General features: G+C 48.7%; 21 protein-coding genes. 5 read left to right on the top strand and 16 right to left on the bottom strand.

What is annotated here, in order from left to right:
• Positions 1-432 (bottom strand): helix-turn-helix domain-containing protein (locus tag BVJ53_RS04705; protein ID WP_158280563.1); only part of this gene is annotated, 432 nt, incomplete at its 3' end.
• Between the two features lie 73 nt (positions 433-505).
• Here BVJ53_RS04705 and tnpA point away from each other — a divergent pair.
• Positions 506-955: an IS200/IS605 family transposase gene (gene tnpA / locus BVJ53_RS04700; protein ID WP_129301377.1), complete on the top strand. Its 450-nt coding sequence runs from the start codon at positions 506-508 to the stop codon at positions 953-955.
• Positions 956-1,382: 427 nt separating this feature from the next.
• Here tnpA and BVJ53_RS04690 read toward each other — a convergent pair whose 3' ends face one another.
• From BVJ53_RS04690 to BVJ53_RS04680, 3 genes are all read right to left on the bottom strand, one after another.
• Positions 1,383-1,727, bottom strand: a complete 345-nt coding sequence (locus BVJ53_RS04690) for an ArsR/SmtB family transcription factor (RefSeq protein ID WP_129301375.1) — start codon at positions 1,725-1,727, stop codon at positions 1,383-1,385.
• A gap of 68 nt (positions 1,728-1,795) precedes the next feature.
• The gene (locus tag BVJ53_RS04685; protein ID WP_129301374.1) at positions 1,796-3,649 is read right to left on the bottom strand and encodes a heavy metal translocating P-type ATPase; all 1,854 of its coding nucleotides are present in this window, start codon (positions 3,647-3,649) and stop codon (positions 1,796-1,798) included.
• A gap of 448 nt (positions 3,650-4,097) precedes the next feature.
• The gene (locus tag BVJ53_RS04680; protein ID WP_129301373.1) at positions 4,098-5,390 is read right to left on the bottom strand and encodes an adenylosuccinate synthase; all 1,293 of its coding nucleotides are present in this window, start codon (positions 5,388-5,390) and stop codon (positions 4,098-4,100) included.
• Between the two features lie 413 nt (positions 5,391-5,803).
• Between BVJ53_RS04680 and BVJ53_RS04675 the strand changes: the two genes are divergently transcribed.
• The 4 genes from BVJ53_RS04675 (at position 5,804) to BVJ53_RS04660 (ending at position 10,891) form a co-directional block, all read left to right on the top strand.
• Positions 5,804-6,673: a MurR/RpiR family transcriptional regulator gene (locus BVJ53_RS04675; RefSeq protein ID WP_129301383.1), complete on the top strand. Its 870-nt coding sequence runs from the start codon at positions 5,804-5,806 to the stop codon at positions 6,671-6,673.
• Positions 6,674-6,878: 205 nt separating this feature from the next.
• Positions 6,879-7,922 carry a DUF871 domain-containing protein gene (locus tag BVJ53_RS04670; RefSeq protein ID WP_129301372.1) on the top strand — a complete coding sequence of 348 codons (1,044 nt, stop codon included), beginning with the start codon at positions 6,879-6,881 and terminating at the stop codon, positions 7,920-7,922.
• A gap of 34 nt (positions 7,923-7,956) precedes the next feature.
• Positions 7,957-8,880: an N-acetylmuramic acid 6-phosphate etherase gene (gene murQ / locus BVJ53_RS04665; protein WP_129301371.1), complete on the top strand. Its 924-nt coding sequence runs from the start codon at positions 7,957-7,959 to the stop codon at positions 8,878-8,880.
• A gap of 1 nt (position 8,881) precedes the next feature.
• A complete protein-coding gene (locus tag BVJ53_RS04660; protein ID WP_129301370.1) occupies positions 8,882-10,891 on the top strand; it encodes a glucose PTS transporter subunit IIA in 2,010 nt (669 codons plus the stop codon).
• A 91-nt stretch (positions 10,892-10,982) separates the two neighbouring features.
• On the opposite strand, the gene BVJ53_RS04655 is transcribed toward BVJ53_RS04660, so the two are convergent.
• The 12 genes from BVJ53_RS04655 to dapF form a co-directional block, all read right to left on the bottom strand.
• Positions 10,983-12,146 carry a hypothetical protein gene (locus BVJ53_RS04655; protein WP_129301369.1) on the bottom strand — a complete coding sequence of 388 codons (1,164 nt, stop codon included), beginning with the start codon at positions 12,144-12,146 and terminating at the stop codon, positions 10,983-10,985.
• Between the two features lie 309 nt (positions 12,147-12,455).
• Positions 12,456-13,841 (bottom strand): replicative DNA helicase, encoded by a 1,386-nt coding sequence (gene dnaB / locus BVJ53_RS04640; protein ID WP_010490034.1) that lies wholly within the window; start codon positions 13,839-13,841, stop codon positions 12,456-12,458.
• 596 nt (positions 13,842-14,437) lie between these two features.
• Positions 14,438-14,893 carry a 50S ribosomal protein L9 gene (gene rplI / locus BVJ53_RS04630; RefSeq protein ID WP_129301368.1) on the bottom strand — a complete coding sequence of 152 codons (456 nt, stop codon included), beginning with the start codon at positions 14,891-14,893 and terminating at the stop codon, positions 14,438-14,440.
• A gap of 34 nt (positions 14,894-14,927) precedes the next feature.
• On the bottom strand, positions 14,928-16,934 hold the full coding sequence (locus BVJ53_RS04625) for a DHH family phosphoesterase (RefSeq protein WP_129301367.1): 2,007 nt from the start codon (positions 16,932-16,934) through the stop codon (positions 14,928-14,930).
• A 275-nt stretch (positions 16,935-17,209) separates the two neighbouring features.
• Positions 17,210-17,599: a hypothetical protein gene (locus tag BVJ53_RS04615; protein WP_238150139.1), complete on the bottom strand. Its 390-nt coding sequence runs from the start codon at positions 17,597-17,599 to the stop codon at positions 17,210-17,212.
• Positions 17,600-18,049: 450 nt separating this feature from the next.
• Positions 18,050-18,916 carry a DMT family transporter gene (locus BVJ53_RS04610; RefSeq protein WP_129301366.1) on the bottom strand — a complete coding sequence of 289 codons (867 nt, stop codon included), beginning with the start codon at positions 18,914-18,916 and terminating at the stop codon, positions 18,050-18,052.
• Complete coding sequence (locus BVJ53_RS04605) at positions 18,909-19,322, bottom strand: NUDIX domain-containing protein (RefSeq protein ID WP_129301365.1); 414 nt, start codon at positions 19,320-19,322, stop codon at positions 18,909-18,911. The genes BVJ53_RS04610 and BVJ53_RS04605 overlap by 8 nt, the downstream gene beginning before the upstream one ends.
• Positions 19,323-19,610: 288 nt before the next feature.
• Positions 19,611-19,895: a helix-turn-helix transcriptional regulator gene (locus BVJ53_RS04600; protein WP_129301364.1), complete on the bottom strand. Its 285-nt coding sequence runs from the start codon at positions 19,893-19,895 to the stop codon at positions 19,611-19,613.
• 5 nt (positions 19,896-19,900) lie between these two features.
• Positions 19,901-20,041: a type II toxin-antitoxin system RelE/ParE family toxin gene (locus BVJ53_RS04595; protein WP_263932687.1), complete on the bottom strand. Its 141-nt coding sequence runs from the start codon at positions 20,039-20,041 to the stop codon at positions 19,901-19,903.
• A 121-nt stretch (positions 20,042-20,162) separates the two neighbouring features.
• Positions 20,163-20,495 carry a YxeA family protein gene (locus BVJ53_RS04590; RefSeq protein ID WP_238150138.1) on the bottom strand — a complete coding sequence of 111 codons (333 nt, stop codon included), beginning with the start codon at positions 20,493-20,495 and terminating at the stop codon, positions 20,163-20,165.
• Positions 20,496-20,966: 471 nt separating this feature from the next.
• Positions 20,967-22,025, bottom strand: a complete 1,059-nt coding sequence (locus BVJ53_RS04585) for an aspartate-semialdehyde dehydrogenase (protein ID WP_129301362.1) — start codon at positions 22,023-22,025, stop codon at positions 20,967-20,969.
• 5 nt (positions 22,026-22,030) lie between these two features.
• Positions 22,031-23,038: a diaminopimelate epimerase gene (dapF, locus tag BVJ53_RS04580; protein WP_129301361.1), complete on the bottom strand. Its 1,008-nt coding sequence runs from the start codon at positions 23,036-23,038 to the stop codon at positions 22,031-22,033.

The following is a 23,038-nucleotide window of genomic DNA, read 5'->3' as shown; positions in this document are numbered from 1 at the left end:
TTGGTTAGTCTGTGCCGTTTTCTGCTTAATATATTGGCAATTAGTTTGATAGCCCCACGCATAGCTTTTACGGTGGAATTTTGGAACACCAGCACTATGAACCTTCCGAAAGGCTTTCCATGCTTTGCGATAGTTCCGGATAGCGTTAGCCTTAGCAAGACTGTCAATGCGCTTGTCTTCTAAGAATTGGAAATGATTGGACATCTGCTTGGCATTTTGCCGTTGTTCAAGCTGCTTGATTCGATCTTGAACCGTATCAATTGGTAGTTTGACTTGTTTCAATTGCCAGAGTTCTTTACCAATCGCCACCATCTCGTTATAGACGAAGCGACTGGCATCGCTGTTAAGCTTAATCAATTGCTTTTGATGGTCACTTGGGTAGATGCGAACCTTCAAGCCATAATGATATTCTAATTGTGCCATTGACTTCATTTAATCTCACCTCTTTTCTTGCTATAATGGTATTATAGCATTAGCCAATGATGACAACAATTGAGGTGATTTTATGACTCAAGAAAAAATCCAAGACGCTGTTTATACCAGACGTTATATCTATAATTTTCATTACCATTTGATCTGGGTCACGAAATATCGCAATCAAACTTTTGTAACTAAGGAACTGACAAACGAAATGAAAAGCATTTTGCAAAAGGTCGCCGATGATAATGAGATTGCGATCGAAAAAATGGAAGTCATGCCCGATCATGTCCAGGTATTGATCAGTTTTCCGCCTAGCAAAGCGCCAACCAGTGCCATCAAGGCGCTCAAGGGTAGAAGTGCCTTTATCTTTCTCAAACGGCATCCGGAACTGCGTCATTCGCAACATTGGGGTGGGCATTTATGGTCACCCAGTTACTACATGAGTACACTTGGGGACATGAGCAAGGACGTCGTTGAGAATTACATCAACAACCAAAAGTACAACGAACTAAAAAAACGCCCAAAAAGGCGTTGAGAGAGGGCCTATCCATCCCATGGCTAAAGTCACGGGATTTCCGGCCAATCATAATTAAAAAATGAACCAGAAAGATAACGTTGACAATTCTCGTAAATCTCAACTGTGTAAACAAAGTGTACAGGTAGTACTTATGTATGTTGCCAAATGTCTGATGACTCATCCCACACTCCTGTTAAGCTTTTCTTTGTCTCTATAAGCAGAAAGTTCTCATCTATGTTTTTACCAAGAGTTTGAATTTTTTGAATAATAGCAAACGATCACATCAATTTAATGATATTATCATTAAACAAATAATGTGTAAAGAATTTTTTAATTTTCTGTCTATTCATGAACATCAAAAATGACCAAACATTCTCGTCACAATCGAGTCTGCTTGGTCATTCCTTTTCAACAATCCTATACCTCTATTTTTCAACGCACCAACCTATTGCCCGTGCTGCTTCTCTTCAATATGCGCCTTAGTCAGCTCATAAATCTCCAAAACATGGTCGTCAACTAAGTGATAATAAATCTGCTTACCCGAGCGATCGCCCACAACGAGGCGCGTCTGTTTTAAAATTCGCAACTGATGCGACACGGTGGATTGGCCGAGGTCTAACATGGCCGCAAGCTCGTTGACGGTGATCGGTCCCTTGGCAATGGCTAAAATAATCCGCATGCGGGTAGGGTCGCTCATGGTTTTAAAAACTTCGAGAACATCACGAAGCCCTTCATCATCGGGAATGTCGCTGTCACTGGCAGCAGTTGTATGAACATCATTGGTTGTCATCTGCACTGGCTCCTTATGATACTTAAAGCCATTTTAGCAGACTTTTGTAGTCGCGGCGCTTTTTATCCTTAAGACTTCTGGGGAAGCAGTAAGCGCAACCCGTTTAAGATCACAACCAAGGTGCTGCCTTCATGGAAAACAACGCCCCAGGCAATGTTGGTGAGTTGCAACACGTTCAAAATGACCAACATCACCACGACTGCCATTGAGAATAGCAGATTTTCAATTACAATCCGGTTCATCTTGGCGGATAAGCGGTGGGCAAAAGCCAAGCGGGACAAATCGTTTTTAACCAGCACCATATCGGCCACGTCAATGGCGACATCGGTACCGGAGCCCATGGCAATCCCCACTTCGGCATTGGCCAACGCCGGGGCATCATTCACGCCGTCGCCAACCATCGCGACCGGTCGCATTTTTGCCTGCAGCTGTTTGACGATGGAGACTTTTTGCTCCGGCATCACATCGGTCACAACTTGTTCGATGCCCAAATCAGCCGCCACAGCTTCACCGGTTTGCTTGCCATCTCCGGTAATCATTACCGGCTGAATATCATGACGCTTCAAGTAGGCAATCGCGGCTTTTGCGCTGCTTTTAGCTTGGTCCATTAAGGCAATCAAGCCAACGACTTCCTGATCAATGGCCACCAAGACTACAGTTTTCCCTTGCTGTCCTAGCACCTTAGCGCGTTGTCGATAAATCGGATTGACATGTGCAAAACGTTGCGGCTTGCCGATCGTATAAGTGTGTCCTTGATACTCAGCCGTCAGCCCTTTGCCGACTTCATTGCGCACGGATTCGATCACCAAATCACTTGCCGGAAAATGCGCCACAATCGCCGTCGCCAGCGGGTGGTTGCTTTGCTTCTCCATCGCGGTGATAATCGCCTTTAGCGCTGCCTGATCCACATGCGGCGCAAACTCACTGTTGGTCACCACCGGCCGGCCTTCTGTCAACGTCCCGGTTTTATCAAACGCAATCGCCTTAAGCTGGGTCAAATTCGCCAGATAACTGCCACCTTTGAAAAGTACCCCATGACGCGCCAAATTCGAGATCCCGGACAGTGTTGCCGGGACGGCGCTGGCTGCCAAGGCACATGGCGAGACGGCTACCAAGAAGACGATTGTTCGATAAACACTAGTCATCCACGACCAGTGCAGCAATAACGGCCCTGCTAAGAAAACAATCGGCAATGCCACCAGGACAGCTTTGACGTAAATCGGTTCGAACCGCTGAATGACACTCGCCATTTTGGTCGGCGATTGTTGCGCCGCCTGGACCATCTGGATAATTTTGGCAAACACCGTCTCATCGCTTTTCTTCGTCACACGCATGTCAAACGTTGATTGGCCGTTAATCGTCCCACCAAACACCTCATCGCCGACTTGTTTTTCCCGCGGAATGCTCTCACCGCTGATTGCCGATTCATCCAGACTCGCCGTCCCGGCAACAATCACACCATCTGTCGGCACCTGTGCCCCGTTCAGAATCTGCAGGCGATCGCCAATTTCCAGTTCGGCAACTGGCACAACCTCAAACTCGCCATCATGTCCATAGCGTCGGGCCTCAAGTGGTGCCATTGCCAAAAGCGCAGTGATCTCTTTGCGGCTTTTATTCTCCACATATTCCTCAAGAAAATGGGCGCCGGCAAAAATCAGAATCAACATCGCCGCTTCCTCAAAACTGCCGATCGCAATCGCCCCGATCGCCGCCAAAGCCATGAGAATATGGATATTCGGCGAAAACCGGTGCTCCTTTTTGGAAGCCTTAACCGTCTCAACCACGCCTTCCAAAATGACGTGATAACCGGCAACCACAGCTGCTAAAATAAGCAACGTCGCCCGCGGCAATGGCTGACTTATCCACAAACCGCCGATAAAAGCAATAACACCAAACAAATACAAACCAATCGCTTTCGTCATATCGAATCATAACCACCTTTATATTTTATGTACATATGAGCATTCGTTCATACGTTACTTTGAATATAAAGGCTTCTGTAACCGATGTCAATCAAAGTTTTCGAGTGATTGGAGAGTTTGCTCAGGGACTCAAAAAGGGCAGATGAACCTCCATCACAGAAATAGATGGAGGTTCATCTGTCCTTTGTTTTCTCGTGGATAATTTGTAAACATTCCAAGACCGTAGTGCCAAAGCGGAGCAATCGGAGGCGGGGACGGGCTCAGTGGTGAAGTTGTACTAGCCGGGCGGTCTTCCCGGCGTAGTACAAGGCCGAGCTTTGAGACTCAGCGCTTTTTGCTGAGGCTCAAAGTCGTGCCCACCACGTTCCAGCCCAGGCCCCGCCGGAGATTGCGGAGTTTGACACGACCCCGAAGCCAAACCCTAAACATGTTCCAAAAAATACTTCGCCTACTTAACCTTATCCCAAACATTCGCAATCACGTTCGTCTGATCGCGATCCGGCCCAACAGAGAAGGTCAACAAATCAACCCCAAGCAATTCAGTAATCCGCTCAACATAATGCCGCGCATTTTCCGGCAGATCAGCCAACGTTTTGGCGTGGGTAATGTCTTCCTTCCAACCAGGCAATTCTTCATAAACCGGCTTGCATTCACTCAAGAATTTCAACGAAGCCGGATAATTTTCGATCCGTTCTCCATCACGTTCGTAAGCAACACAGATTTTGACGGTATCCAAGCCCGTCAAAACGTCAATCGAGTTCAGGCACAAATCAGTAATGCCCGCAACCCGGCGCGAATGGCGAACCACAACCGCGTCAAACCAACCGATCCGCCGCGGCCGTCCGGTAACGGTACCGAACTCATGCCCCGCATTGCGAATAAAGTCGCCCGTGTCATCAAGCAATTCAGTCGGGAACGGCCCGTCACCAACCCGCGATGTGTAAGCCTTGGCAACGCCGACGACCCGATCAATCTTGGAAGCCCCGACGCCAGCGCCAACGGTCACGCCGCCAGCAGGGTTCGATGACGTCACGAATGGGTATGTCCCTTGATCAATATCCAGCATGATCCCCTGAGCACCTTCAAAAAGAACATGTTCACCTTGGTCAATCGCATCGTTCAAAACGATTGACGTGTCGCAAACATATTGTTTCAGCTGCTGGCCGTAGTTGTAATATTCCTCAAAAATATCATCAAAAGCCATTGGCGTGCTGTTATAGACTTTGACAAATTCCTCATTTTTGGCCTTCAGGTTGGCTTTTAAGCGTTCTTCAAAAATATCCTTGTCCAGCAAGTCTGCCATGCGAATTCCGACACGTGCCGCTTTGTCCATATAGGCCGGACCGATGCCGCGATTCGTTGTGCCAATCTTATCGGCACCTTTGGCAGCTTCCTGTAACTTATCGAGTTTGATATGATAAGGCAAAATAACATGGGCGCGATCCGAAATCCGTAAGTTTTCACCGGTTATGCCTTGTTCAGCAAGCCGCGCCAGTTCACCGACCAGACTCCTGGGATTCACGACAACGCCGTTACCGATGACAGACAGTTGGTGCGGATAAAGAACGCCTGATGGAATCAAGCGCAGTTTGTAAACCTGACCGTTAGCATGAATCGTGTGGCCGGCATTGTCGCCACCTTGATAACGGCTGACCACCTTGGCGCCTTGGCTCAGGAAATCGGTAATCTTCCCTTTACCTTCATCGCCCCACTGTGTGCCGACAATAACTACAGTTCCCATTAATTGATCGCCCCTCACGGATTATTGCGGGATTCGCCCGCCATCTGGTAGTCTAACAGGATCGGCATGGGAAGACAAGTAAAATACGAACTTTAATCTTTTATCTCCTGTTTTATCTTCAAAAATACGAACAATTATATTAAATGTCGACTTTTATATAGCTGAAGCCGAAAATAGAAGCTGCTACACTGGCTCGGCATTTTCCGGTTGGTATTTCCCGTTAACATATTGGCATTCGTGAGAATTCATGGCATGATGGCTTGAGGGCAACGACATCTGTACGAACTTGTACGTTTTTTTGCCTCGCACGGACTGGAAGATGGTATCCAGCTATTTAGCAAGCATAACGATCAGCGAGTATCGCATTTTTGCATCTAGACGAGGACTCACCGTGCTTATAAGGAGTGATAATGATGAGTGTTGAAGGTAATTATCAAAGTACGCGCGGCGAACTTTCCGAAGCCGAAAAGAAAATTGTCGATTACGTGTTAACCCACGCACAAGACGTACTAACCATGAGCGTTTATGAATTAGCCAAGGCGGCAGGCACCAGCCCCGCTACTGTCAGCCGCGCTGCCCAGCGACTGCAATTTGCCGGCTATAACGAGCTAAAAATGCAACTGGCCGCAGATTTAAACGGCGAGGCTAATGACCTTGATTATCAGGAAATTCAAAAAGATGAAAGTCTGACCACCATTAAAACCAAACTATGCACCAATGCCGAGCAGTCGTTAAAAGAGACGGTCGATCAAATCAATGAAGCGACGGTACAGACGATCACCGACCTGATTCATCACAGTCGCCAAATGCTGGTATTCGGCGTCGGCGCCTCATACCTTTCTGCCCAAAACATCGCACAAAAATGGGGTCGCCTCGGCTATGCCTGTCACTTCAGCGATGACCTGAACCTTTTTCTTCCAGTTGCGGCAACTGCCGATCCCAAGCGTTCCCTTACTTGGTTCATTTCCAATTCCGGCGAGTCGCCAGAAGCGGTTTTAGGCGCTAAATTGGCTAAAAAAGCTGGCTTGCCAGTGATTGCCACGACCAAGCTCGGTAACAATTCGCTTGCCCATTATGCCGACATCGTGATTCAAACATCACAACCGATGGAGGCACCGAATCGCCTTGCCGCCACCCAGTCGCTACATGCACAGTTTATGTTAATTGATATTTTATACTACGCCTACGTGAGCCGTTATTACGACAGTTCCAAAAAACAAACCGACGATTCAAAGGCACTTGTCACGACCTATAAAGAATTTATGCGCCACGGATTCAAATAACAAACGACAGTCACCACCCACACATCGGTCTTCGGTGTGTTATTTTTTAACTATTATTGAAACTTTATTTCAAAAAAACCAGAAATATGTTGAAATATCGGAAAGGATCAGTTATCTTTAATTTCGAAAGGGCTTTCACCTTTCACCGTTGCTCGTCACTTCATCACCAGCACAGGTTGATGACGCAACTTATGGAGGAACAAGGATGATCGGGTTTTCATGCTATCTAAGCGAACCGGCTGATGAACAGCAAACAGCTTATCTCAAACAGATGCAGCAAGCAGGATTCACTGGAGTTTTCACATCTTTGCAGTTACCAGAAGATGATCCAAAAACATTACACCAACGTTTAAACCACCTGATAACGAGCTGCCACCAGTTAGGTTTGGCGGTTGTGGCAGATATTTCCCAGGCATGCTTGACGCGACTGGGGATTGCAGCGGATGACTGTCGGGGCATTGAAGCCTTGCAATTAGACGGCGTGCGCATTGATGACGGCATTGCGATGACCACCGTTGCCTCCTTGTCGCACACCATGGCTGTTGCCTTAAACGCCAGCACGCTTTCGGCAAAGACGGTCGATCAGTTAGCTAATGCCAAAGCCAACCTCAGAAACATCGAAGCGTGGCATAATTTTTATCCACGACCGGAAACCGGCTTGGATCCATGTTGGTTCCAGGAAAAGAACCACTGGCTGCATACGCTCGGGTTTAAAACCATGGCCTTTATTCCCGGCGATGCCCAGCAACGCGGACCGTTATTTGCCGGTCTACCGACACTCGAACCTCATCGCGGCTTACTACCGATTGCCGCTTATCTGGATCTCAGGCGGCTGGCAACCGACCATGTTTTCGTTGGCGATCCGCAACTCAGCCCGCGCAGCATCGCCGCTTTTCAGGCCTATACAAGCGATGGGGTGCTTTTGATCCAAGCCGAAGCCGCCGATGACCGTTTATATCATCTAACCTGGCATAATCGCCCAGATGTCGCCCAACAAGTCGTGCGCCTGGCAGAAGCCCGCCTCGAGCATGTCTTTACCGCTCCGAAACCACAAAACACCGTTGACCGCGTGCGTGGCAGCATCACCCTTGATAACACGGACTACGGCAGATACGCTGGCGAATTACAGATTACTCGTTGCGACTTGCCGGCCGATCCGAAAGTCAATGTCATCGGCCGCATCGTACCAGCCGCGCTGTCGTTACTTGACCACATTGGCCCGAATCAGGCAATTCGCTTTAAAAAATAATGACCTTACAACACGAGAATGAAAGAGGAAGATCATGACTTTATCAATCAACTTAGATCAAATGACAACCGAAACCCGTAACCCACGCACCATGCAACTGGACACGATGACCGTCCATGAATTTGCAACCGTGATGAATGCCGAAGACCAAACCGTTGCACCGAGCGTTCATCAAGCTTTACCAGCTATTGAAGCCGCCATTCAAGCCATCACTGCTGCCTTCAAACAAAATGGCCGCCTTTTTTACATCGGCGCCGGCACCAGCGGACGGCTTGGCGTTTTGGACGCGGCTGAATGTGTACCAACGTTCGGTACCCCGCCGGAAATGGTGCAGGGATTGATTGCTGGCGGGATGAAGGCCATGACTGTTGCCGTCGAAGGGGCCGAAGACTCGCAAGAACTTGGCAGAACTGATTTGGAAGACCGAAAACTGACGGCGAACGATGTTGTGGTCGGCATTGCCGCAAGCGGTCGGACGCCTTACGTGATCGGTGGACTCGACTATGCCCAAAAAGTCGGGGCAGCCACCGTCAGTCTGGCTTGCAATGCTAGTGCGGAAATCAGTCGCCATGCGCAAATCGCCATCGAAGTCCCCGCCGGTCCGGAAGTGCTCACCGGCTCAACGCGACTCAAGGCCGGGACTGCACAAAAACTCGTTTTAAATATGCTCTCAACCGGTGCCATGGTCGGGATTGGCAAAGTTTACAAAAATCTCATGGTCGATGTTCAGCCAACCAACGAAAAATTGGTGGTTCGCAGCAAACGCATCATTCAACAAGCAACCGGTTGCGATACGGCCACGGCGGCAAAAGCCTTTGAGGCAGCCAATCGGCACGTTAAATTAGCCATTGTCATGATTTTGACCGACCAGCCTAGTACCATCGCACAAACGTTACTCAATCGTGCAAACGGCTTCATCAGCAAAGCCGTTGCACTAAGTCAGGAGGAGGAAGTATAAAATGGGGCAAGATAAGTATCAAATCATGGGGGACGGCATCTACGCACAAGTCGGCGGCCCACAAAACGTCGCCAAACTGATCCACTGCATGACACGTGTGCGGATGACCATCAAAGACAACGCTAAAGTTAACGTGGCTGGTCTAAAAAAAGTGCCCGGCGTTCTCGGCGTTGTTGAAGAAGAAACACTGCAAGTCATCGTGGGTCCCGGCACTGTCAACAAAGTGGCGCAGGCAATGGTCGCAAAAGTCGGTGTGGGCTTGGGTGATCCCTTCCCGGACGTTGCCGTTGCCGGAAATGCCCATCAAGACAACAAATCCGCTGTCGAAGCCAAGGCAGCCGAAGTTCATGCTGCCCACAAAGCATCCCTGAAACAAACCTGGTGGCGCACTGCCTTGAAGCACATTTCCGCCATTTTCATTCCATTGATTCCGGCGTTTGTCGGCGCTGGTCTTATTTCCGGGATTGCCGGCATTTTGGCTAACATGTTAGCTGCCGGAGACCTGCCAAAAGACTGGACTCAATTCATCACGGTGTTAAAAGTCATCAACGGCGGTCTGTTCACCTTCTTGAACATCTACGTCGGTATCAATGCTGCCACCGAATTTCGGGCAACTCCCGGTCTCGGCGGCATTATCGGCGGGTTGATTTACCTGCCCGGCGTTGTTGCACCGGTCACGATTACCAATATTTTCACGCATCAACCGTTATTGGCTGGACAAGGCGGAATCATCGGCGTCATTTTTGCCGTTTGGCTGCTTGCTCTCGTTGAAAATCAATTGCACAAGGTGATCCCGGACTCAGTTGACATCATTTTCACGCCAATGTTGAGCCTACTGTCAATCGGCGTGCTGACAATCTTCTTCATCATGCCGCTTGCCGGATGGGTTTCAAACTCACTGGTCGGTTCCATCAACTGGATTCTCCAAGTCGGCGGGGCTTTCTCCGGCTTTGTCTTGGGACTAGCCTTCCTGCCGATGGTCATGTTAGGACTGCATCAGATTCTCACGCCGATCCATCTGGAAATGATTAAAAATACCGGCTTTACGGCGCTGTTGCCAATCCTTGCGATGGCAGGCGGTGGCCAAGTCGGTGCAGCGCTGGCGTTGTGGATCAAGTGCCGCAAGAACAAGCAATTGACCCGCCTCATCAAAGGTGCTTTACCCGTCGGCATCCTGGGTGTCGGCGAACCATTGATTTACGGTGTTAGCTTGCCGCTTGGTCGCCCGTTCATCACCGCGTGTGTCGGCGGCGGCATTGGCGGTGCAGTCGTTGGCGCTTTTGGTCACGTCGGCGCCATCACGATTGGTCCTTCCGGCGCGGCACTTATCCCGCTGATCGCCAACCACCAGTGGATGGCTTATGTCTTCGGTCTGCTCGCTTCTTACGCTGGCGGATTTTTGGCCACCTACTTCTTCGGCGTTCCTAAGAGTGCCATGGTGGCAACAGCCGCTGACGGCACGGTCATCGATGAAGGTACGTCGCAAGAAGAGGTTCCTAGCCCAACGCAACCAACTGCTGACCCGGGAGCCGAAACAGAAACCGTTCAAACCGGCGCCATCAACTTTGTCGCACCGGCCACAGGACAACTAAAAGACTTATCCGAAGTTGCCGATGACGTTTTCTCCCAGAAAATGGTCGGAGACGGCTTTGCAGTTGAACCTACCAGTGGGACGATTGTTGCCCCAGTGGATGGCACAATTGTCAGCGTCATGCCTACCAAGCATGCCTGGACGATGACCACCACCACTGGCCTGGAAATTCTCGTCCACATGGGCTTAGACACCGTTGAACTCAACGGTGCACCTTTCTCAATCGATGTCCACGATCAAGACACAGTCAAAGCCGGCCAACCGATTGCCACCATGGACTTGGCAGCAATCAAGGTAGCTGGCAAAGCAACCACTGTGATGACCATTATCACCAACATGGACCACGTCGCCTCCCTGACAGCATTCACGGATCAGGAGGTTGCCGCTGGGGATGAAGTCTTTACGGTTACGAGTAAGTAATGGCAAGTGAATAGGCAGCAAAAAAGCATGATGCTCACGTTACCAAATGAGCATCATGCTTTTTATATACGCGATCTCAGGTAGTCGGCCATCAACGATCCGCATTTTTCAACTGCGCTTCCTGCAAATAGGCGAAAATGTGACCAAACGCAATCTCCCGAATCTGGCCATAACGAATGCGCACCGTTTCGCCGCTGTCTTGACCCACCAGCTTCAAATCAAAATCGGTTTCGTCAACGTGCTCCGGATAGCCAAGAAAATGCTCGTCGCTATCCGCCACCTTAATCCGAACCACCCGCTCAAAACTAGCCGCCTCGGAAATAATCGCCTTCACCAGGTTATCGTTCGGATCAAACTCCCGATCCGCATTCAGAACAGGTTGCTGACTGAAATGATGTGTTTGATCCCATTGCTCATAAAAACTGATCGTCTGCAGATAATCCGAAGCAGTTGCCACATTCTGAATACTTGGCAACGTCATGAGAATATAGCCGCCAAATTGCCCGGCCATGTCCTTCAAGCTCAGCACCACGACCCTATCATTGACTGCTTTAACCCGGCCAACAAAGAACTGATCCTCTGGCCCCTTAGGCACAACAGAAATCAACCGATTCTCCGCCAGCGCATTCTGAAAAACGCCGTCAAGCTGCCCATCGTTTTGATACAGCTTCGTCGGCACATGCTGCAATTGATCACGGTGCCGTACCAACTCGGTTTCCAACTTAAGATCCAACCCGTGAAATTCCATCACCAGAATATCCGAGAAATCGACTTGCAACGCGCGAACATCCGTGTAGTTGAACTTATTGAAAATGGCCATGCTGAAACGATCTTCGGCAACGGCCGTGACCCGTCCTTCAAGATAGGCATCGTCATCAGCCACCACCACCATGATCATCTGCTCACTAGCCTGAGCCTGCTTCGCCAATTGCCAAATCAAGCTCTCGGTCGCATCAAACTGAAACGGCTTTTCCTTACCTTGAAGCGTCAAAAAATGCTCCGACTGCGCCAACCCGATCCGAAAATTCATATTATCCAGATCATCACCGGCAAATTCCACTTGATCAATCGCTGAAAAGGCAATCAAAGCGCAGCCGTCAGCGATTCCCGAATCATTATAGGTCCCCAGAACAACCGCATCATGACCCAAAACCTGCACATAACCAGTATAAAAATCATCGGTATCACGCTGGTAAACATTGATCAACAGATGTTCATTGAGCGCTGTCATCAAACTCATTAAAATGGCATCCATGCGGCATCCCTCACTTTCTTAATTTTGAGCGTGAGCCAGCCCGCTTAGAAACCGGAGTGTAAGTGGCCTTGAGCGTGATGGCGCTTTTTGCCATTGCGCTCAAGGTCCTTACACGCAGGTTTCTGGGCTGGCGAACGCGTTATGATGGAGCGTGAGCCGGCGCGGTTAGAAGCCGGAGCATAAGTGGCCTTGGGCGTGATGGCCCGGTCTTAGGCCATTGCGACCAAGGTCCTTACACGCAGACCCCTGCGCCGGCGAACGCGTTACTGTGCTTCAATCATATTTGATACTTCATCTTTTATACAAAACTCACTGATCCGGACCATTATAAGCGATATTTGTGAATTTATTGTACGATTTGACAAACAGCAACTTCACTGTACCGCGAGGACCGGAACGATTCTTTTCAATGATGACTTCGACTTCACCGACATTATCATCCCCGTCGTCACTGCCGCCTTGGTCATCATCGTCATCGCCTTCTGCATCGCGATAATAATCGTCACGATATAGGAAAGCAACAATATCGGCATCCTGTTCAATTGAGCCGGATTCACGAATATCACTCAAAACCGGGCGCTTGTCTTGCCGTTGTTCCACGCCACGACTCAGCTGCGACAAAGCAATCACCGGCACGTGCAATTCTTTTGCCAGCTTCTTGAGTTGCCGCGACACGGCGCTAACTTCCTGTTGCCGGTTTTCCTGGCCAGAGCCTTCAATCAACTGTAGATAATCAATGATGATGAGCCCCAGATCGCCTTGTTCGCGGGCCAGTCGACGGCACTTAGCGCGGATCTCAGCCATCCGGATTCCCGGCGTATCATCCATATAAATTTTAGCTTTACTCAAACTACCCATGGCAATAATCAGATTCTGCCATTCTTCCTCATTCAATTGGCCGGTCCGCAGATGATTGGCATCGATACTGCCTTCCGAACACAACATCCGGTTCACCAACTGCTCCGCGCCCATTTCCAAGCTGAAAATGGCGACACTTTTATCGGTTTTAGTCCCGACATTTTGTGCAATATTCAGCGCGAATGCCGTTTTCCCGACAGCCGGCCGTGCGGCTAAAATAATCATTTCATCTTCATGCAAGCCGGTCGTGATTTTATCAAGGTCGCGGAAGCCGGTTGGCAAACCTGTAATCGTCTGATCATTTTGATACAGCTGATCAATTTGCGCCATTGCTTGATTCAAAACATCTTTAATTTGCTTAAATCCGGCTTGGTTGCGATTCTCGGAAACATCCATGATCTGGCGTTCAGCATCTTCAACCAGACCTTCAACATCGTCTTGCTCGGTATAGCTGCGGCTGGCAATATTTTGCGCCGTGTTAATCAACTTACGTAAGGTGCTCTTTTGTTGCACAATTTTGGCGTAATATACCACGTTACTGGCAATCGGCGTCGATGCCACCAAATCGGTAATATAACCGGCACCGCCGATATCGTCCAACTGGTTGTGATTGTCCAGATAGTCTGTCACCGTAACCGTATCAATGGCAGTCCCGTTATCTTGTAAGTCCGTCATCGCCTGGAACAAGAGCCGATGCGCTTTTTTATAGAAGTCATCTGCCGTCACGTATTCCTGGGCATCCGGCAATGTGTCGGCATTCAGAAAAATCCCGCCAAGGACGGCACGTTCCGCTTCATCACTATGCGGCGGTTGCTGTTCAATTAACTGATTATCCATGCGCGTCCTCCTTCTGTTCGTCCATTTCACTTTGCAATCAGTTCGCTATTAAGTGTTGCAAAGTGATAGCACTTATCCTTAACAGTCTACGTTAAACCGTTGACCAAAACAAGCGTTCCCGCTTAACGTAACATTGCTTATTTTAGGCCGGAAAAACCCGACCTTATGCGCTTTCCGTTGCCATTGTCAGACATGACTTCTGAAACATTCAAAAAGCGCTACAAGTCTGAGGCAATAAATTCCAAGCCGTGCCAAACTCCGCAATCTCCGGCCAGCTGGGGCTGGAACGCTGTGGGCACGACTTTGAACCCGCAAAAACCGCGGTTTCAAAGCTCGGCCTTGGTCTAAAACGGGAAAACCACCCGTTTAAGACCAACTTCACAGCTGAGCCCCATCCGGCCTACGATTGCTCCGCTTTGGCACTCATATCTTAAATAACTCAACCGAATCACCCCATAGAAACAAAAGGCGAACATACTCTTGTTGCGAGTAGTTCGCTTCTGTATTGCGGCTATGAATTATGACCCACTCTCTTAACACGCACGATCCATATTGATTGCCACTATTTAATTAAAAGCTGATCGGCAGTCGCTATGCTACTTCTGTTCAATCACATGAACCCGAATCCGCGCATCAATGCCGGGAAACAGGTTAACCTGTACGTTGGTAAAGCCTAACGAGCGAATCGGCTGCTTCAAATCGATTTTGCGCTTATCGACTTTAATCTGATATTGCCGATCCAAAGCCGTGGCAATTTGCTTGCTAGGAATCGAGCCAAACAACCGGGAATCTTCACCGGCTTTGGCTTGAATCTGCACAACTGTCTTGTCGTCTTCAATCTTGGCTTTAAGCGCCTCGGCTTCAGCCTTTTTTTCGGCCTCTTTTTTCTCTTCAAGCCGTTGTTGCCCACGCAAAGCACTCATGGCCTGCGGAGTGGCCGCTTTAGCCAGACCTTTGCGAATCAAAAAGTTCTCCGCATAGCCGTCAGGTACTTCCTTCACCTGACCACGATTACCCTTACCACGAACGTCTTGTGTAAAGATGACTTTCATTATTGAATCCCTGCTTTCTGCTCTGACGACCGCATCACGCGTCTTCGTCTGCTTTTTTAATCTGAGCAAGTAAGTCGGTGCGAACTTCGGCGATGGTTTTGCCTTTGATCTGGGTAGCCGCGTTGCTTAAATGGCCGCCGCCGCCCATGGCCTCCATGATGACTTGCACGTTGACATCCCCGGTCGAACGGGCCGAAATACCGACATCCCCGCTTGGCCGTTTGGTAATGACAAAACTGGCATCAACACCATTCAATGACAGCATGGTATCAGCCGCTTGGGCAGCAATCACCGGATCGTAGCGTTTATCTTCTTCCCCAGTACATAGTGCCATATTTGGCGCAATCATTTCAATCGTATCAATCAAATGGTTGCGTTGAATGAAGCTGTCGATGTTTTCTTTCAGCAGGTTCTGTGCCAGCATGCCGTCCGCACCCATGGACCGCAGATAACTCGCTGCGTCAAACGTCCGCGTGCCAGTCCGCAAACTGAACGACTTCGTATCCACGGTAATCCCGGCTAACATGGCCGTCGCCTCAAGCTTATCTAGGCTCGGAACATTCGTCGGCTGATATTCAAACATTTCGGCAATCAGCTCACATGTCGAGCTTGCATACGGTTCAATGTAAACCAACATCGGATTATCCGGGAACTCTTCCCCACGGCGATGGTGGTCGATAATCACAGTCCGTGCCGCTAACCGCTTGTATAACTCAGGCGCAGCCGAAATTGACGGCTTACTGTGGTCAACCAAAATCAGCAAACTTTGATCCGTCGCCTGGGACAATGCCGCTTCCGGTGTCACAATCGCATTGGCCACTTCCGGATCTTGACCAACCTGCCCCATCAACCGTTCCACATCTGAGTGTAAATGGTCAGGATCAATCACGATATAACACTCTTTGCCATTCATCTGGGCAATCCGGCGAATCCCCATCGCAGCCCCAACAGCATCCATATCCGGCCGCTTATGACCAACGACAAAGACTTTATCCGTTTGCTTAAACAGCTCCTGCAAGGCCTGCGCAACCATCCGCGCTCGAACCCGCGTGCGTTTCTCCATGGGATTGGTTTTACCGCCATAAAAGCGTGCTTCGTGACCTTTTGCCCGAACGACAACCTGATCACCGCCACGACCCAGCGCCAGATCCAGATTACTTTGCGACGTCACCGCAAGTTGGGCTAAATCTTCATCGCCATAAGCAATCCCGACAGACAGCGTCAATGGATAATTCTGCTTAGACGTTTCTTCCCGAATCACATCCAGAATCTTGAACTTGTCGCGCTCAACATCCCGCAGCGACTTGGCATAAGCCAGTAAGAAAAATCGATCATCATCGATCCGCTTCAAGAACATCCCAAACTGGTTCGCCCAATCAGTTAACTGGTTGGTGACAAAACTATTCAAATTCGTAACAACCTGGTCATCCATCGTCTGAGTAATTTCGTCATAGTTATCAATGAAAATCTGCCCGATCGCAATTTTTTCATCTTCAGCCCGCTCTTCAATTTCGGCGTACCGCGTGACATCCATCAGATAGACAACACCGATGCTTTTTTGCACAATGATCTCAAACTGATGTTGTCCCCAAGTCACCATTTTGGTTTCATTGGTGTCCTCGTGACTGCGAATCAGCTCCGCCAGCTCGGCATCCACTTTTTCTAGCGGCTGCCCCAGCACATCCGTATCGCCAAAATACTTCTGAAGAAACGGATTCGTCCACTCAATATTCAGATCCTCATCATAAATCATGATTCCGATCGGCATTTTAATCAGCGCTTCTTGTTCCCCACGCTTAATCCGATAACTAAGATCCGAAATATACTGATTCGTATTCTTGGCAATGGTCTCGAGGGCATAAAAAATCGTCGCCACAAGACTGATCAAAATCAGCAGCATCAACAAAGCCAGCCACGGGCGGATCAAGGCGCCAATCAAAATGCCGATGACCGCAAGAACCACCATCGCAATTGCTGCATACCGCATCCGCATGTCTTCCAGAAACTCCGGCATACGAATCCGTTCAAACAATTTCTTCATAATAGAAAAACTCGCTTTCACTTGCGCAGATACTTAAGGATTTCTTTAGCTATTCTACCATACTGTGCAAGCGGATTCTGGAATAAGGGGCAGAGCGCGAACTGGCGCGGTTAGGAACCGGAGTGTAAGCGGCCTTGGGCGTGATGGCCCGGTCTTGGCCATTGCGTCTGAGGTCCTTACACGTAGACTTCTGCGCGAGTGAACGCGTTTTCAGAGCGTGAGCCAGCCCGGTTAGAAACCGGAGTGTAAGTGGCCTCGGGCACAGTGGCCCGGGCTTAGGCCATTGTGCCCGAGGCCCTTACATGCAGGTTTCTGGGCTGGCGAACGCGTTTCAGAACGCATCGGTCGACAAGCTCTGTCACGAATTTGTATACAAGCCGGAAAATAATGTTTCGGTTTAACTCAAGCACTGTTTTCTGTTTGGTGAGGATCTGAATGTGACTTGTAAAAAAGGAAATAACAAGCCTCAATATGCCAAAGCTCAACATTAAGCCAAAGAACAGGACAAACAAGCGCGGGTCGCGACTGTACACCAAACTGTCCAGTAACTTGCCTTCGAGATATGCATTACCGGTGATCAAGCCTGCGCTAATCATCGTGAGGATGACCAAAATGATAAAGGCTGTGCGATGTCTTTTTAATGTCCGCCATACAACAGCATTCATAGACGTTCCTCCTCGTGAGCAGTGTGGGATACAGTAAGATAGTTATGGTTTTACGCTCGCTAAAGTTTTCGTCAATGAGAATGCAATCTTTGTTTAATTTTGTCATCTTCTTCTAATTTGTCGTCGCTAGCCATTCCTAAGCCTTAAACCACTACTGGCTTTGAGTGCATGTTGGGTACACAGAAAGGCAACTTGAATATATGCAAAACGCCAATCTTCAGAACAGAACTATTTTATCGGACATCATCCCGACCTATATAAAATGACCTGCAATTCCGAGAAAATGTCGGCAATTGCAGGTCATTTGTATAAGCGCAAAGATTGTCCTTTGCTAGATTTAATTCGATGAACCCTATGAAAATGATCAACCTGTAAGATGCATACAAAAGTTTTGGCAGTTTAATGAACTGCATCTAGGATTGAACAGACTGCTCACTATCAAGGGATATTTTAGTCAATTTCCGTCTTCTTAACCGGCAGCGACATCCAGACAATCGAAAGCACAATCAACACGCCGCCTAATAAAAATGCTGGCGTTATCTGAATTGTGAAGAATGGCAACGAGTAAAGTAAGACAAATACCGGATTAAGCGCCCGGATTAAATTAGCATCACGAAATGAGATGAATTTAAGCCCGCGGTAAAACAGCAATAACCCTAAGAAACCTGAGCAAAACGCTGAGATAGCAACGGCGCCCATGCCCATGTTGGGTGAAAAATAAAGCTTACCACTGCCAGCAAGTCCCAGTCCGAGGATAACAACAGCGGTGCCTTGGTTATACAAAAGCAGCACTTTTTCATCAACATGTGTCAGTGCCTTTTTAGCTAACGTATTCGTTAAAGCAAAGCTAAACGTATAGCCAAGTGCACAGGCAAGGCCGATGATACTGTTCACATTTCCGGAAAAATCAGACACCAGCGCGGTTCCGGCAATACAGAGCAAAATGGGCACCAGTTCGCGGCGGTCGAATTTTTCATGCAACATGAACACTGACAGCAAAATGGCGAAAACAATGTAAAAGCGCCCGATCAGCCCGACGCTCACTGGGTCGAGGAAAAAGAGGCTCAGGTATTGCAGGAAGATGCCTAAGCAATTGGTCAGGCCCAAAATCCACACAACCGGTTGTTTAATCCACACGATTTTCGTTTTGGTCATCGCGATCGTGACCAGCGTCAACACCAATGAAATAAGTGCATTATAAAAGCTTGCAGCTAGTGGCGACAACGTGATCATCGACCATTTGTTCATCACCGGCGTCAATGCCATCACTGCCACCGACAAGCCGTTCAGCAACAGGCCATAGCGGCGGCTATTCATTCGGCCACCCGATATGGCGAAAGATCTGACTGTAAACATCGTCATGAAACGAACGGCCCGCATCCGGCAATGGTGAAGATAATAGTTGGCGATCATCAGTTTCAGAAGACGCCGGGATCGCCATCAGCCGGTCAACTTCAGCGCGGACGACAGCGGTGACATGTCCGGTCGGTAACACATAATAACCCAGCGGCACAATTGAACTCGGCTTAATCACGGCACCAGACTCTTCAAACGACTCACGCACCGCAGCTTGAATGACTGTCTCGCCGGCCTCCAATTTGCCACCGGTCAGCTCCCATTGGCGTTTAGCATTATGTACCCAGACCATGTTGTCATTAAAAAATTGTACAACCAGCACCGAATCCGGTCTTTGCGGAACCGTTTCAAAATGAACCTTGACCATATCGAATCACCTCTTCATTTATTTGGTTAAAAACGCGGAGGTTGATTGTATAACGGGTATTGCGGGAGTGTCAATGATAACTTCAACTGCTAAGAATTTTCATGTTTCGTACAATATAATTTGATCAACAACCTGTCACGATCCGTTCACCATTTTGCCCCTAGCGCGCTGTCTATTCGCCGGTCCCGTCCCATGAGTTATCGACATCATCATTAGACAAAAATCATAAGCAATCGGAAAACTGCTGCAAAAAAAAGCCCATGCGCTCTGCATGGACCAATTTGTAACCTAGTCATCTATTAAAGTCACATCAAGTGTTTTCCCAAGTCCTAGTGCGATCTTACTTAAAGTGTCAAGACTCGTGTTATCGCCCAGCTCAACTCGGGCAACAGTTCTTTGCGGTACATCAGCTGCTGTCGCAAGATCTCTTTGCGATAATCCGGCTGCCTCGCGAGCTTTCATAAACTGATAAGCAGCCATCAGTCGTGCCTTACCCTGATCAAACTCCGCTTTTGCCTCGGGATCAGCCGTGTATTTAGCTATCAAGTCTTCAACTCTAGATGTTTTTGGCATTATATTCACTCCCCCTTGTCAGACTGACGAAAATACTCTTTTCGGATCTTCTCTGCGTGCTCAATTTGTAACCGAGGCGTCCTTTGCGTCTTCTTTGTAAATCCATGGGTAATCATATACTTACCATCGACAACATGAAAATAAATAACAGGGCCATGCGTTACCGCCCTATAAACGGTCTTAAAGAGCGAAACTAATATTATGCTAGCGTGAACGTGATCCGTCTGTGTTTAAACTTTCATGCTCCATCAGCCTTTAAGTCACTACTTACTGTGGCATCCTCTCAAGAAACGCCTCTTTTGAAACATAAGTCACACGCTTCACATACTGCCCCTTATGCTGCACTGTCACATATTGCCCTTCTGGATCATAACCGGTCATCTCTTTCAGCATCATGGTCGGCTTTTCCTGCCCCGCAGTATACAACTCGATATTGCGATAACGCTGCGTACCTTGTGGGACTTTTGCGTAGCTTGTTTGCTCAGATAAAAATGGATTGATCGATCTGTCAGCTGATTGTGAATCGACAGTATTCCAACGGCTGTTGCTACAACAAACGCCGCCAAAACGCCACCTAAAAGTTTTGCTTTTTTCATGCAATTTCTTCTCCTTTAGTGATGTTTTCGGTGATCATAATGCAACAATTTTCAACGCGAATAAAGTACTCGAAACATCGCTCATCCCCTATCTTATAAACAAAGCTCATGACGTTCACTGAAACAACGCCATGAGCGAAAGTCATTTGGCTTAGTCGCTTTGTCATTCATCAAAAAACGGCTTAGCTAACCCGAACCCATTAATCCGGAAAACGTTTTCTAAAAAAGATTATGTCTTATATAAACAATTCCTTTCAAGCTTAATCTCAATAAAAAGAAATAAAAGTTTTATTATAAGTGCGGTCTGGTAGGCAAATGAAACTCCTAAAAATTTATGTATCGTCTAATCATTATTCTTAATAAGTCCATTTGAGATAGTCCACTATTAGAAATATAATTGAGCACGCAAACAAAAACCGATACCATGTCACCACCTCTCAGCGGCCAAACACAGTATCGGTTTTACAATTCATTTTCACTTCGGCTGAATCAAACCCATCGCATCCATGGTCTCCGCAATCTGCATCGAATTCCACGCGGCACCCTTGAGGAGGTTATCGGAAACATCCCACATGTGGAAAAAGCGCGGGTTTTCGGCATCGGCGCGGATACGGCCGACAAAGACTTCCTTGCTGCCAACCGCGTTTCTGGCTTGCGGATAAAGTTGCTGACTCGGATCATCCTGGACGACGACGCCGGGTGCCTTCGCTAACGTAGCCCGAATCGCATCGGCAGTGGCATTGTCATCCGCCACCTCAAAGTAAACTTCTTCTGAGTGGGCAATCGGTACCGGAATCCGCACACAGGTTGCCGTGACTTTGATGGCATCGCTGTTCATATCGCCAGCCATGATTTTCTTGGTTTCGTGAATCATTTTCCATTCTTCATGACTGTAGCCGTCTGGTTCGAAAACATCAATCTGCGGCAGGGCGTTGAAGGCGATCGGGTAGTGTTTCTTATCACCGGCAGTCGGCAGAATTTTCGGCTCCAGCGGCTTGTCATCCAGTGCTGCCCGGGTTTCATCAAACAATTCATTCATGGCTGACTGGCCAGCACCGGAAACTGCCTGATAAGTCGAAACCACGACTTGTTTCAGGCCAAATGCCTTGCGAATCGGCTCCAGTGCCGTAACCATCTGGATGGTTGAACAATTAGGATTGGCAATAATACCATGATGGTGCCGCAACGCTTCCGAATTCACTTCCGGTACAACGAGCGGAATGTCCGGTTCCATTCGAAAAGCACTGGTGTTATCGACCACCACGGCGCCGGCTTTAACGGCTGCCGGAGCAAACCGTTTGGAAACCGAGCCGCCAGCCGAGAACAACGCAATGTCGATGCCTTTAAATGAATCATCAGTTGTTTCGTGGACGGTCAACGTCCCATCGCGAAACGGTACTTGTTTGCCTTCTGAATGCTTGCTTGCAAGCGGCAAAACCGATGCGATCGGTAATTTACTTTCTGCGACCATTTTCAGCATCCGGGTTCCAACGGCGCCGGTTGCACCCACAACTGCTACGTGATAACCACTCATGTTTTTTAAACTCCTTCTGTCAATGTGTCAGCCAATGCACGATGCGGTAACGCGGCAACGAATCGTTCATAAGCCGCCTGTTCGCCTGTCGACTTGATGACCGCCTGCTGCAAGTTCACGTCAACTAAGGCTGCTTCCGGCAAGGTAATCGTTGCGGTGACCGTTGCATTCCCGATTAATTCAATCCAGTAACGCCCATCATCGCGGTGCACGATCGTTTTGACCATGCCTCCTGGATTATACACGGTATTGACGCGATCCAACGCCGCTTGATTCGGATGTGTCAAAATAAAGGCTAGGGTCGTTGCTGACATGCCTGTGCCGCAAGCATTGGTAAAACCGACGCCGCGCTCGTATGTTCTCGCAAACAACGTATCCTGCCCTAAGATTTCGGCAAACGTCACGTTGACCCCTTCCGGAAAATACGGATTTTTCCCATTCAATCGCTTTCCGATCTGTTCAAGATCAGGACCTGCCAGTTCCTCCTTGGAGACAAAAGCGACCAAGTGCGGATTTGGCACGGCAACCGCAGTGAACTTCAGATGCGGATGAATGGCTGGCAACACGGTGTCCACAATCCGATCCGTTCCTAAATTGGCAAACGGCAACGCTTGTGGCGCAAAACTGACCGGCGAAATTTCAGCCGAATAAGCGGGCACCCCGACAGCAAGCGCCGGCTGCTTGGCAACAGCCAAATCCGCAAAATCAGTGTGGACGCGGAAAGATGTTTGGCCGGTTTTTTCACTTAAATACCGTGCTACGGTGCGCAATCCGTTGCCACACAGTTTAGCAAAACTGCCATCTGTATTCACCACGGTCATTTTTCCTGCCGTTCCAGGAGCGTCTGTGATCGCCAAAACGCCATCTGCACCGCCCAGCAATCCCGTATGACGGTTGGTTAACCGTTGTGTCAGGGTCGCCAGCTGCGTTTTCGTCAACGGCTGGGTCAATTGCGTTTCATCCAGTAAAAAGAAACTATTTTCGGAACCGTGAACTTTTTGTAGGGTTACCAT

It is taken from the genome of Lacticaseibacillus chiayiensis (assembly GCF_004123795.1).
GTDB lineage: Bacteria > Bacillota > Bacilli > Lactobacillales > Lactobacillaceae > Lacticaseibacillus > Lacticaseibacillus chiayiensis.
The sequence above is the reverse complement of the archived record's forward strand: the minus strand, read 5'-3'. Positions and strand labels throughout refer to the sequence as shown.